Annotated in this window: 9 protein-coding genes; 6 read left to right on the forward strand and 3 right to left on the reverse strand. The window is 67.2% G+C overall.

Going from position 1 to position 13023, the window contains the following annotated elements; all coding sequences use genetic code 11:
• Positions 1–51 precede the first annotated feature (51 nt).
• The 3 genes from PTT45_RS03230 (at position 52) to PTT45_RS03240 (ending at position 5641) form a co-directional block, all read left to right on the forward strand.
• Positions 52–1203, forward strand: a complete 1152-nt coding sequence (locus tag PTT45_RS03230) for an efflux RND transporter periplasmic adaptor subunit (RefSeq protein WP_273811502.1) — start codon at positions 52–54, stop codon at positions 1201–1203.
• Between the two features lie 12 nt (positions 1204–1215).
• Positions 1216–4356 carry an efflux RND transporter permease subunit gene (locus tag PTT45_RS03235; RefSeq protein ID WP_273811503.1) on the forward strand — a complete coding sequence of 1047 codons (3141 nt, stop codon included), beginning with the start codon at positions 1216–1218 and terminating at the stop codon, positions 4354–4356.
• Between the two features lie 97 nt (positions 4357–4453).
• A complete protein-coding gene (locus tag PTT45_RS03240) occupies positions 4454–5641 on the forward strand; it encodes a multidrug effflux MFS transporter (RefSeq protein ID WP_273811504.1) in 1188 nt (395 codons plus the stop codon).
• A 6-nt stretch (positions 5642–5647) separates the two neighbouring features.
• On the opposite strand, the gene PTT45_RS03245 is transcribed toward PTT45_RS03240, so the two are convergent.
• From PTT45_RS03245 to PTT45_RS03255, 3 genes are all read right to left on the reverse strand, one after another.
• Complete coding sequence (locus PTT45_RS03245; protein ID WP_273811505.1) at positions 5648–5839, reverse strand: hypothetical protein; 192 nt, start codon at positions 5837–5839, stop codon at positions 5648–5650.
• A 66-nt stretch (positions 5840–5905) separates the two neighbouring features.
• A complete protein-coding gene (locus PTT45_RS03250; protein WP_273811506.1) occupies positions 5906–9790 on the reverse strand; it encodes a bifunctional diguanylate cyclase/phosphodiesterase in 3885 nt (1294 codons plus the stop codon).
• Between the two features lie 286 nt (positions 9791–10076).
• On the reverse strand, positions 10077–11090 hold the full coding sequence (locus PTT45_RS03255) for a zinc-binding alcohol dehydrogenase family protein (protein ID WP_273811507.1): 1014 nt from the start codon (positions 11088–11090) through the stop codon (positions 10077–10079).
• Between the two features lie 157 nt (positions 11091–11247).
• On the opposite strand from PTT45_RS03255, the gene PTT45_RS03260 reads away from it, so the two are divergent.
• The 3 genes from PTT45_RS03260 to PTT45_RS03270 are packed head-to-tail and all read left to right on the forward strand — an operon-like array spanning position 11248 to position 13023.
• Positions 11248–12171, forward strand: coding sequence for a LysR family transcriptional regulator (locus PTT45_RS03260; protein ID WP_273811508.1), 924 nt, complete (start codon positions 11248–11250; stop codon positions 12169–12171).
• Positions 12172–12224: 53 nt separating this feature from the next.
• Positions 12225–12491, forward strand: a complete 267-nt coding sequence (locus PTT45_RS03265) for a PepSY domain-containing protein (protein WP_273811509.1) — start codon at positions 12225–12227, stop codon at positions 12489–12491.
• 4 nt (positions 12492–12495) lie between these two features.
• Complete coding sequence (locus PTT45_RS03270) at positions 12496–13023, forward strand: cytochrome b/b6 domain-containing protein (RefSeq protein WP_273811510.1); 528 nt, start codon at positions 12496–12498, stop codon at positions 13021–13023.

A 13023-nucleotide genomic window follows, 5' to 3' on the forward strand; every position in this document is an offset into this window, starting at 1 on the left:
CGTGGCACACCTTCCGGGCTTTGCCCATTTAAAGACGTCATGGAGACGACCATGCTTTCTCGCCCGCTCCCATTCGTACTGCATACGCTGGCCTTCGGCGTGCTGTTCAGTCCGTTGCTGCACGCCGCTGAGCCGGCCCAGCAGCAGATGCCGCCGCCCGAAGTGGTGGTCGAGCAGGCCACGGTCGGATCGTTGCCGCTGCAGTTCGAATACCCGGCGCGTACCGCTGGTTTCCGCGAGGTGCAGGTGCGGGCGCAGGTCAGCGGCATTCTGCAGGAGCGCACCTACCAGGAGGGCAGCCAGGTCAAGCAGGGCCAGGTGCTGTTCCGCATCGACCCGCGCCCTTACCAGGCCGCCTTGTCGCGCGCCAAGGGCACTCTGGCTCAGGAGCAGGCGCGCTACCGGCAGACCGAACGTGACCTCAAACGTATCCGCGAGCTGCAGAAGAAGGGCTTCGCCAGCGAGAGCGAACTGGACAACGCGGTCTCCAACTTCGAGCAGAGCAAGGCCAATATCGAGGCGGCCAAGGCCGAGGTGCAGTCCAAGCAGATCGACCTCGACTACACCACGGTGGAGGCGCCGATCTCCGGCATCACCAGCAAGGAGACGGTGTCCGAGGGCAGCCTGATGGTGGCCGGCGACCCCAATGCCAGCCTACTGACCCAGATCACCCAGCTCGACCCGATCTACGTCAACTTCGCCGCGCCTGACCGCGAGGTGTCCAACGTACGCAGCGGCCTGCAGAGCGGCAGCCTGGTGCGCGAGGGCGGCCAGCAGATGAGCGTGGACATCAAGTTCGGCGACGGCTCCAGCTACCCGCTGGAGGGCAAGGTGGACTTCACCGACAGCACCATCGACCGCAGCACCGGCACCGTCAGCGTCCGCGCCGTGGTGCCCAACCCGAATCATGCGCTGATGCCGGGGCAGTTCGTGCGCGTGGTGGTCAAGGGCATCAACAAGCCCAACGCGGTCACCGTGCCGGAGCGCGCGCTGTCCCAGGGGCCGAACGGCACCTTCGTCTACGTGGTGGACGAGCAGGGCATGGCGCGCATTCGCCCGATCGCCACCGGGCAGACCGCCGGTGGGCGCTGGGTGGTGGAGAGTGGCATCGCTGCTGGTGACAAGGTGATAGTCGAGGGCCTGCCCAAGGTTCACCCCAATGCCCCGGTCAAGGTGGTCGACGCCGCCCCTGCCAAGCAGTAAGGAGCAAGGCCCGTGATCTCCAAGTTCTTTATCGATCGCCCGATCTTCGCTGCCGTCATTTCCATTGTCATCATCCTCGCCGGCCTCGCGGCCATGCGTTCCTTGCCCGTCTCCCAGTACCCGGAGATCCTGCCGCCGCAGGTCTCGGTGACCGCTAGCTACCCCGGCGCCAGCTCGCAGGTCATCGCCGAGACAGTGGCCGCGCCACTGGAGCAGGAGATCAACGGCGTCGAGGGCATGATCTACCAGCTGTCCAACTCCGACAGTAACGGTGCGATGAGCCTGACCGTGTACTTCGAGGTTGGAACCGACCCCGACCAGGCGACCATCGACGTCAACAACCGGGTCCAGGCCGCGCTGGCCAAATTGCCCGAGGAAGTGCGCCGGCAGGGCGTGAAGGTGGAGAAGAAATCCTCCGACATCCTGCAGGTGGTGACCCTGTTCTCGCCGGACGATTCGCGCGATCCGATCTTCATCAGCAACTACGCGCTGATCAACGTGATAGACGAGCTCAAGCGCATCCACGGCGTCGGTGACGCCAGCCAGTTCGGCTCCAAGGACTACTCCATGCGCATCTGGCTGCGACCGGACAAGCTGGCGCAGTACGACATGACGCCCAGCGACGTGGTCAGCGCCATCCAGGAGCAGAACTCGCAGTTCGCCGCCGGCAATTTCGGCAAGGAGCCGCTGTCGTCGCCGCAGGACTTCACCTACACGGTGAGCACCAAGGGCCGCTTCACCACGCCGGAAGAGTTCGAGCAGGTGATCCTGCGTACCGACGCGACCGGCGCCAGCCTGCTGCTCAAGGACGTGGCGCGCATCGAACTGGGCGCCCAGGACTACTCGCTGGTCACCAGCCTCAACGGCAAGAAGAACGCCGCCTTCGGTATCTACCTGCAGCCCGGCGCCAACGCCCTGGATACCGCCGCGGCGGTGCGCAACACCATGGAGCGCTTGTCCAAGCGCTTCCCCGAGGGCATCGCCTACAAGATCCCCTACGACACCACCAAGTTCGTCGAGGTATCCATCGAGGAGGTGATCCATACCTTCATCGAGGCCCTGATCCTGGTGATGCTGGTGGTCTACATCTTCCTGCAGAACTGGCGCGCCACGCTGATCCCGGTGCTGGCCATCCCGGTGTCGCTGATCGGTACCTTCGCCGGCATGTACATGCTGGGCTTCTCGATCAACCTGCTGACCCTGTTCGGCATGGTGCTGGCCATCGGCATCGTGGTGGACGACGCCATCGTGGTGCTGGAGAACGTCGAGCGGGTGATGCGCACCGAGAAACTCAGCCCACGGGAGGCGGCGATCAAGGCCATGGAGGAGGTGACGGGGCCGATCGTCGCCATCGTCCTGGTGCTGTGCGCCGTGTTCATCCCGGTCGGCTTCCTTGGCGGCCTGGCGGGGCAGATGTACAAGCAGTTCGCGATCACCATCGCGGTGTCTGTGGTGATCTCCGGCATCGTCGCGCTGACCCTGTCGCCGGCGCTCTGCGCGCTGATTCTCAAACCCGAGCACAAGGAGCCGGCGGCGCCATTCCGCTGGTTCAACAACGCCTTCGAGCGTTTCACCAACGGCTACACCGCCGGCGTGCGCTTCTTCCTCAAACGCTCGCTGATCGGCGTGGCGCTGTTCGGCGGCATGATCGCCATCATGGTCGTGCTGTTCGGCCGGGTACCGGGCTCACTGGTGCCGGACGAGGACCAGGGCTATGTGATCAACGCCTACTTCCTGCCACCGGCAGCATCGCTGAGCCGTACCGACAAGGTCACCAGCGCGGTCACCGAGGAGCTGATGAAGCATCCGGCGGTGGAAGACGTGGTGACCTTCGCCGGCTTCGACGTGCTGACCTTCGGTACCCGCAGCAACGCCGGGGTGTCGTTCATCCCGCTGAAGGACTGGAAGGAGCGCACCACCGAGGAACTCGACGCGCGCAACCTGCCACCGCAGTTCATGGGCATGGGCGCCAAGCAGAAGGACGCGGTGGTGATGACCTTCAACCCGCCGCCGATCAGCGGCATGAGTACCACCGGCGGGTTCGAGGCCTATATCCAGGACCGCAGTGGCGGCTCAATCGAGGACCTCAGCGCGGTAGTGCAGAAGTTCGTCGCTGCCGCCTCCAAACGCCCGGAACTGGCTGGAGTCAACAGCACCTTCCACGCCGACGTGCCGCAGTACTTCATCGATCTCGACCGGACCAAGGCACGCGCCTTGGGAGTGGCGATCAATGACGTGTTCACCGCCATGCAGGCGACCTTCGGCAGCTACTACGTCAACGACTTCAACCTGTTCGGTCGTACCTGGCAGGTCAGCCTGCAGTCGGAGGCGAACTTCCGGCGCAGCCCGGAGGACCTGACCCAGGTCTACGTGCGTTCCAGCAGTGGCGACCTGATCCCGCTGGCGTCGCTGGTGCGGGTGCAGCGCATCCTCGGCCCGGATTCCTATGCGCGCTTCAACGTCTATCCGGCGGCCAAGCTGCTCGGTGGCCCGGCGCCGGGCTACAGCTCCGGCCAGGCGCTGGAGGCCATGCAGGAGGTGGCCGACGAGGTGCTCGGCGAGCAGTACAACCTGGCCTGGATCGGTTCGGCCTTCCAGGAAGTGGCGACCCAGGGTTCGGGCAGCACCGCGTTCCTCTTCGGCCTGATCCTGGTGTTCCTGATCCTGGCCGCGCAGTACGAGCGCTGGACGCTGCCGATGGCGGTGGTCACGGCGGTGCCCTTCGCCGTGTTCGGCGCGATCCTGGCGATCTGGATGCGCGGGCTGGCCAACGACGTGTACTTCCAGGTCGGCCTGGTCACGCTTATCGGCCTGGCGGCGAAGAACGCCATCCTGATCATCGAGTTCGCCGTGATGTGCCGCGAGGAACAGAAGATGGGTATCTTCGAAGCGGCGATGGAGGCGGCCAAGCTGCGCTTCCGGCCGATCGTGATGACCTCGCTGGCCTTCATCCTCGGTTGTGTACCATTGGCCATCAGCAGTGGCGCCGGCTCGGCCAGCCGCCACTCGATCGGTACCGGGGTGATCGGTGGCATGCTCGCCGCCACCCTGCTGGCGACCTTCATGATCCCCATGTTCTACCTGCTGGTAGAATCGCTGGCCGACAAACTGGACAACCGCAAGGCCAAGCACGATACGGCCGAGCAGCACTGACTGCGGTGCGCGGGAGTAATATCTCCCGCCTGCAGACATTCAGGGCGCCCATGGGCGCCCTTGGTTTTTCCGGGGGTGACCCCGCAGTGGATAACACATGAATTTTCGCATCCTGCTCATCCTCGGCACCCTGAGCGCCTTCGGCCCCATGGCCATCGACTTCTACCTGCCGAGCTTCCCGGCGCTGGCGCAGTATTTCGCCACCGACGTCGAGCACATCCAGATGTCGCTGGCCTCCTACTTCGCCGGTGTCGCCTTCGGTCAGTTGCTGTACGGTCCGCTGGCCGACCGCTATGGCCGACGCGTGCCGCTGCTGATCGGCGTGGTGCTGTTCACCCTGGCCTCGCTGGCCTGTGCGCTGGCGCCGAGCCTGGAATGGCTGATCGGTGCGCGCTTCGTCCAGGCACTGGGCGGCAGCGCCGGCATGGTCATCTCGCGCGCAGTGGTGCGCGACCTGTGCGACCCGCTGACCTCGGCCAAGGTGTTTTCCAAGCTGATGCTGGTGATGGGCGTGGCGCCGATCCTCGCCCCGCTGGGCGGCGGGATTCTGCTGCAGCTGTTCGGCTGGCAGTCGATCTTCTTCGGCTTGATGCTGTTCAGTGCCCTGTGCCTCATCGCGGTCCTGCTGTGGCTGCCGGAGACCCGGCCAGCCGAGTTCGCACCGCAGCCATTGAATGGCGCGCTGGGACGCTACATGACGCTATTGGGTGATCGCCTGCTGGTCGGCTTCGGGCTTACCGGCGGTGTGGCCATGGCGGGCATGTTCGCCTACATCTCCGGCTCGCCCTTCATCTTCATCGAGTTGTACGGCGTGCCGGCCGAGCACTATGGCTGGCTGTTCGGCGCCAATGCCGCCGGCTTCATCCTCACCGCCCAGTTCAATGGCTGGCTGCTGCGCCACCACGGTCCGGGTTACTGGCTCAAGCGCACGGTGTGGGTGTATGGCGCCTCGACCCTGGCGCTGCTGGCGGTGGCCATGGCTCAACCGGAGCAGCTGTGGCCGCTGCTGATTCCGCTGTTCCTCAGCACTGCCAGCCTGTCGTGCGTGCTGCCCAACGCCACCGCCTGTGCCATGGCCGGGCAGGGCGCCCTCGCGGGCAGTGCCTCGGCGCTGATGGGCTCACTGCAGTTCTGCGTGGCGGCGGCGACCTCGTCGCTGGTCGGTATGCTGCATGACGGCACCGCACGGCCGATGGCCGCGGTGATCGCCCTGTGCGGCGTGATCACCGTGATCCTGGCCCTGGCCAGTACCCGTCATGCCCGGGCGCGCAACCTGGAGTTCTGACTCGGCTCAGCTGGCGCTGCGTACCGGGCTGGCGCCGCGCCACGGCAGTGGGTGAGGTGCCTGCAGGCGCGCGCGCAGCACGTTGACGAAGCTGCGCGCCTCGGCCTCGCTGCGGAAGCTGACTCCGTGCTGGTCCAGGCATACCTGCCAGAGCGCGCCGCCGGTGGCGCTCTTCACCTGTTGGATGCTGATGTTCATCGCGATCCTCCTGAAAAGGGTGAAGCTGCAGTGTAGTCCTGCACCTGCGGCCTTCCATGACCTGGGTCAACCGACCGACTGCTGGTCGTTGTGCAGCCAGTGGGCCAGTTGCACGGCGCTCAGCGGGCGGCTGAACAGGTAGCCCTGGCATTGCTCGCAGCCCAGCTGGCGCAAGGCCTGCAGCTGCTCCAGGGTCTCCACGCCCTCGGCCAGGACGCAGAGCTTGAGGTTGCGCGCCAGGCCGATGATGGTGGCGACGATTTCCAGGTTGGCCTGGTCCTCCGGCACGCCGCGCATGAAGCTCTGGTCGATCTTCAGCTTGTCCAGCGGGAAGCGCCGCAGGTAGGCCAGCGACGAGTAGCCGGTACCGAAGTCGTCGATGGCCAGCTTCAGCCCCAGCTCCTTGAGGGCGGCCAGGGTGGCCTGGGCCTGCTCGACATTCTCGATCAGCGCGCCCTCGGTGATCTCCAGCTCCAGGTGTTCGGCCGGTAGGCCGCTGTCGTGCAGGGCCTCGCGCACTTGCTGGATCAGGTCGGCCTGGCGGAACTGGCGCGGTGACAGGTTCACCGCCAGGGTGTGCAGGTCCATGCCCTGCTGGCGCCAGAACTGCATCTGCCGGCACGCCTCGCGCAGCACCCAGTTGCCGATGGGCACGATCAGCCCGGTTTCCTCGGCCAGGGGGATGAACTGCGCCGGCGAGATCATCCCGTCGGTGCTGTTCCAGCGCAGCAGGGCCTCCACGCCAATCGCATGGCCGTCGCTGCCGCGCAGCAGCGGCTGGTAGTGGAGGATGAATTCGTTGCGCTTGAGCGCCTGGCGCAGCTGGCCTTCTAGGGTCAGGCGGGTGTGCGCCTGGTGGGTCAGGCCCTGGGTGTAGAAGCGGAAGGTGTTGCGGCCCTCCTGCTTGGCCTGGTGCAGGGCGCTGTCGGCATTGCGCAGCAGGTCGTCGCTGCTCTGCCCGTCGTCCGGGTACAGGCTGATGCCGATGCTGGCGCCCAGGTAGGCCTCGCGGCCGCTGCCCAGCGGCAGGGGGCGTTCCAGCAGCTCGATCAGGGTACGGGCGATGCTGGCGGCCTCCTCGGGGCGCAGCAGGTTTTCCAGCACCACGAGGAACTCGTCACTGCTCAACCGCGCCAGGGTGTCCTCGTTGCGCAGGCGTTGCTGCAGGCGCCGCGCCACGGCCACCAGCAGTTCGTCGCCGACCTTGTGGCCGAGGCTTTCGTTGATGGTCTTGAAGTTGTCCAGGTCGAAATACAGCACGGCCACCCGCTCCTTGTGGCGCTGCGCGTGTTCCAGTGCGTGGCTCAGGCGCTCCATGGCGTAGAGGCGGTTGGGCAGGTCGGTGAGCGGGTCGAAGTGCGCCAGGTGGGCCAGGCGCTCCTGGCTGTCGCGATACTGGCTGAGGTCGGTGAAGGTCAGCACGTACTGCGGCTGCTGCGGGTCGCAGTCGCGCACCCGGCTGACGGTGAGCCAGAAGGGGAAGCGCGAGCCATCGCGGCGGCGGCTGTTCATCTCGCCCTGCCAGTTGCCGCTGTGCTGCACCTTGCGCCACAGGCTGCGATAGCGCGAGCGGTCCAGGCTGTTGTCGGGCAGCAGCGGCAGGCGCCGGCCGATGGCATCTTCGGGGCTGAGCCCGGTGATGCTGGTGAAGGCCGGGTTGCTGGTGAGGATGCGTCGCCGCGCATCGACGATCACCACTGCCTCCTGGGTGCTCTCGAACACCGTGGCGGCCTGCTGCAGGGCGCGCTCCTGCTGCTTGCGCACGCCGATGTCCTCGACCACCGAGATGAAGTAGTGCGGCTCGCCATTGGTATGCCGCACCAGGGTGGCGCTGAGGTTGGCCCAGAGCACGCTGCCGTCGCGGTGCAGGTAGCGTTTCTCCATGGTCAGCCGCGGGATCTCGCCGGCCAGCAGCTGGTGGGTCAGGCCCAGGTCCTTGTCCAGGTCGTCGGGGTGGGTGATGTCCTGGAAGGTCAGCTCCAGCAGCTGCTCGCGGCTGTAGCCGAGCATCTGGCACAGGCGCTGGTTGACCCGCAGCCAGCGGCCATCGGGTGCCAGGTGGGCGATGCCGACGGCGGCCTGCTCGAAGGTGGAGCGGAAGCGCAGCTCGCTCTGCAGACGCTCGGCGTCGCGCTGTTGCTGGCGCAGGGCCAGGCCGGCCAGGCGGGTGAATTCGGTGACCAGCTCGATATCCTCGCGGCTCGGCCGTGCTGGGCGCCGGTAGTAGATGCCGAAGACGCCGAGCACCTGGTTCTGGTCGTTCTTGAACGGCAGCGACCAGCAGGCGCGCAGCCCGGCCTGCTGCGCGGCCTCGCGGAAGTTGATCCAGTTGGGGTGGCTGCGGATGTCCTCGACTATGGTCAGCTCGCCGCTGGCCGCAGCATTGCCGCAGCTGCCCTGGTTGATCCCGGCGGCCATGCCTTCCACCACGCTGGTATAGCCGCTCGGCAGGCTGGGCGCGGCCATGACCCGCAGCAGGCCGTTGTTCAGGCTGAGGATGGACACCAGCATCTCCGGGCTGATGCGCTCCAGGCGCCGGGCCATGTCGGTCAGGCTGTCCTCCAGCGGGGTCTGCGCCAGCATGCGGTCGAGCACCTCGTTGCGCGCCTCCTGCACGGCCTGGCTGTGGCGCCGCTCGTGGATGTCGTCGAGGCTGCCGCGCAGGCCCAGGCCGTGCTGCGCGCCGGCAGCCAGGCGCAGCGATACCCAGTGCGCGCGGCCGTTGGCGTCACGCAGGCGCAGCTCGCCGAGCCAACTGCTCTGCTGGCGCGCCAGGATGGCGGCGATGTACTGGCCGACCTCCTCGCGCTGGTCGTCTTCGATGAAGTCGAGCAGCGGGTGGCCGATGCTCTGCTGGATGCTGTAGCCGGTGACGGTCTGCCAGGCCGGGTTGACGAAGGTCAGGCGGCCAACGCCGTCGGTGAGGAAGATCGCCTCGTGCAGCTGCTCCACCAGCTCGCGGTAGCGGCTCTCGCTGGCCTCCAGTTGCTGGTGCGCCGCCATCTGCCGGCCGAGGTCGATATCGACGCAGTACATCTCCAGCTGGTTACGCGCATTGCGCAGTATCAGGTGGCTGGAATACACGTGCACTTCATTGCCGTCGCGATGGCGCAGGGTCAGTTCGGCGGCGGGAATGGCCGGGCCGCCGATCATCCAGGCGCTGACGCCGCTGACCACCTTGGCGCGCATCGGTGCCGGGATGATCAGCTCCTCCAGGCGCCGCCCCAGGGCTTCGGCCAGGGTGTAGCCGTACAGCTGGGTGCTGGCCTGGTTCCAGAAGATCACCCGGCGCTCGCTGTCGTAGCCCTGCACGGCGATGTGCGGGGTCTGTTCGAACAGCTGGCGGAAGCGCTGCTCGCTTTCGCGCAGGGCCTGTTCGTCGCGTTTCTGCCCGCTGACGTTCTGCACGCTGCCGAGCAGGCTGCCGTCTTCGGCGCGGCTGCCGCGCAGCATCAGCCACAGCGGCGGTTCGCTGGCCGGGCGGTTCAGGCGCACGTTGATCAGCAGTGGCGCGCCTTCGCGGCTGAGCATGTCGAGGGCGCGCTGGGCGGCGTTGCGATCGCTGGGGTAGAGCCAGCCGAGCAGGTCGTCGAGGCCAGCCTCGGTTTCCGTGGCCGGGCGCTCGAATAGTTGCAGGGCCTCGGCGGAGCAGCGCAGGCGGCCGTCGTATTGCCACAGGCCGAGCCCAGCATCGTGTTGCGCCTGGCCCAGCTTAAGGGCCACCTCCTGCAGTTCCTGCTGCAGCTTCTGGCTGGCGCGGTGCTGGTTCCGGCCGAGGAAGAAAATCAGCAGGCCGCCGAGCACGGCGAGCAGCAGTGCGCTGAAGGTCTGCAGCCAGACGAGGGTGGTGGGGGCGAGGTCCAGCATGCGCAGCAGCAGGTCGCCGCCGAGCGTCCAGGCGATGCCGAACAGGAGATAGGCGGCAGCCACGAGCAGCGGCCGATTGAACATGGGTTGCATCCTGAACCCTCAGCAATCCGGAGGATCTTCCCGGACCACTGCCAGCCGGCCGGGTCTCCTTGAGTCTAGCCGTTGCCCTTGAGCCTGCCGGCCGCCCGTCCGGTTGTACCGCGTGGGGCTATGGGCTCAGACCGAGGCGGCGCAGCCGATTGGGGGAGTGTTCCAGTGCAGTAAGAGGAGGAGGGATATCGCGGCCGTATCTGTGGTGTCCGGGGCGGCCCTGGCAGGCCGCGTTGCACGGCCTGCCAGGGCATTGGCGAGAATGCCCGGGATTTCCTCAGAAGCCTTCCAGCACGATCTTGCCGCGCGACTTGCCGCTCTCTAGCAGCGCATGGGCGCGCTTCAGGTTGGCCGCGTCGATGCGGCCGAAATGCTCGCCCAAGGTGGTCTTCAGCACGCCGTCGTCGATCAGTTGGCTGACCCGGTTGAGCAGGCGGTGCTGTTCGATCATGTCGTCGGTCTGGAACAGCGAGCGGGTGTACATGAACTCCCAGTGCAGCGACAGGCTCTTGCGCTTGAGCTTGGCCACGTCGAGCTGCGCCGGGTCGTCGATCAGTGCCAGCTTGCCCTGCGGCGCGAGCACGTCCACCAACTGGTCCAGGTGCTGGTCGGTGTGGGTCAGGCTGGCCACCATGCTGACCTGCTCGATGCCCAGCGCCTCGAGCTGCGGGCGCAGCGGCTGGCTGTGGTCGATCACGTGGTGGGCGCCCAGTTCACGCACCCAGTCCTGGGTCTCGGTGCGTGAGGCGGTGCCGATCACGGTCAGGCCGGTGAGCTGGCGGGCCAGCTGTACCAGGATCGAGCCGACACCGCCGGCGGCGCCGACCACCAGCAGGCTGTCACGGCTGTCGCCCTTGCCTTCACGCACGCCGAGGCGCTCGAACAGCAGCTCCCAGGCGGTGATGGCGGTGAGCGGCAGGGCGGCGGCGCGGGCGAAGTCCAGCGAGCCGGGCATGCGCCCGACGATGCGCTCGTCCACCACGTGCAGTTCGCTGTTGGCGCCGGCACGGTCGATGGCGCCGGCGTAGAACACCTTGTCACCGGGGCGGAACTGCTTGACCTCGTCACCCACGGCCACCACCACGCCGGCCACGTCCCAGCCCAGGACCTTGGCCTGGCCAGCCTCGGGCGACACGCGCTGGCGAATCTTGGTGTCCACCGGGTTGACCGAGATGGCCTTGACCTCCACCAGCAGGTCGCGCGGGCCGGGCGTTGGCGCCGGCAGCTCGACGTCGAGCAGCGACTCGGCGTGATCGAGGGGCAGGGACTGGTAGTAGGCGATGGCTTTCATGCGGCAACTCCTGGGCAGGTCGCAATGGCGAAGTCGGATGTTCCAGCTTAGTCGGCGAGCCGGGCTGGCGTTGACGGCATGTTCGTTTAATCGCCTGGCGAGAAAAAGCAGCCTGTCATAGAGTCTCTTTCAATTCTGGTTTGAAAATGGAGCCGCCATGCTGCGCCTCGATGACATCGCCCTGTTCGCCCGCACCGCCGAGCTGGGCAGCCTGTCGGCCGCGGCCCGCGAGCTGGACTGTTCGCCGGCGGTGGCCAGTGCCGCGCTCAAGCGCCTGGAGGCGCAGCTGCAGGTGCGCCTGCTGCTGCGCTCCACGCGCAGCCTGCGCCTGACTGCGGAAGGCGAGCAGTATCTGGTGCACGCCCGCGCCGCCCTGGCCAGCCTGGAGAGCGGCCGCCAGCAACTGGCCGGCAACCGCGACGAGATCAGCGGCGTGCTGCAGATTGCCGCGCCCTCGGACTTCGGCCGCAACGCGCTGATGCCCTGGCTCGACCAGTTCCAGGCCGAGCGCCCACAGCTGTCGCTGCGCCTGCTGCTCAGCGACCGGGTCACCGATCTGTTCCGCCAGCCGGTGGATATCGCCCTGCGCTACGGCGAGCCGGAGGACTCCAGCCTGGTAGCCCTGCCGGTGGCCGCCGACAACCGCCGGGTGGTGTGCGGCTCGCCGGACTACTTCGCCCGCCACGGGCGGCCACGGCAGCCGGAGGAGCTGCGCCGGCACAACTGCCTGCTGTACATGCTCGGTGGTCGTGTGCACGAGCGCTGGAGCTTCGCCGACGGGCGCCGCGAGCAGGCACTGACGGTGAGCGGCAACCGCGTCAGTGACGATGCCGACGTGGTGCGGCGCTGGGCGGTGGCGGGGCAGGGGCTGGTGTACAAGTCCTGGCTCGACGTGGCTGGCGACGTGCAGGTGGGGCGCCTGGAAGTGGCGCTGCAGGACTGGCGCGGGGAGGCGACGCCGCTGAACCTGATCTGCGCCCACCGTGACCAGCTCAGCGGGCCGGTGCGCCTGCTGCGCGAGTTCCTCCAGCAGCGCTGTGCCGAGTTGCTGGCGAGGGCACCCTGGCAGGCCAGCGTCTAAGCTGAGCAGCGCCGGCCCTGCCGGCGCCCACCACCACAGGAAGGAACAGTCCCATGCGCAAACTGCTACTGCTCTCCCTCGTCCTGGCCAGCCCGCTGGCCGTCGCCGGCCCGCAGTGCACCACCACCGACAAGGCCCAATGGCAGGACCAGGCCAAGTTTCAGGAAGACCTCAAGGCCCAGGGCTACGAGATCAAGAAGTTCAAGGTCACCTCGGGCAACTGCTACGAGATCTACGGCTGGAACAAGGACAAGCAGAAGGTCGAGATCTACTTCGACCCGGTCTCCGGCAACGCGGTGAAGACCGAGATCGAGGACTGAGGCGATGAGCCGCGAGACCGTGCCGCTGTGGGACCCGCTGGTGCGCCTGTGCCACTGGTCCCTGGTACTGGCCTTCGTCGCTAACTACTGGTTCACCGAGGAGGGGGACGACTGGCACCGTTGGCTCGGCTACTACGCGGTGGGCTGGCTGGTGGTGCGCCTGATCTGGGGCTTCACCGGCCCGACGGCGGCGCGCTGGGCGGACTTCTGGCCGACCCCCGCGCGCCTGCGCGAGCACTGCACGGCGCTGCTGCAGCGGCGCGACTATCACCGCCTCGGCCATTCGCCGATCGGCGGCCTGGTGATGGTGTTGATGCTGCTGATGATGCTCGGCCTGGGCGTGACCGGCTTCCTGATGGAGGAGGTGGATTACTTCTGGGGCGAGGACCTGCCGCTGCAGATCCACGACTGCTTCGCCAACGCCCTGCTGGCGCTGGCCTGCGTACATGTCACGGCGGCGCTGGTGGAGAGCCTGCGCCTGCGCGAGAACCTGCCGCTGTCGATGATCACCGGCCGGCGCCGGCGACCCTGA

This window comes from Pseudomonas sp. Gutcm_11s (assembly GCF_028649395.1).
Taxonomy (GTDB): domain Bacteria; phylum Pseudomonadota; class Gammaproteobacteria; order Pseudomonadales; family Pseudomonadaceae; genus Aquipseudomonas.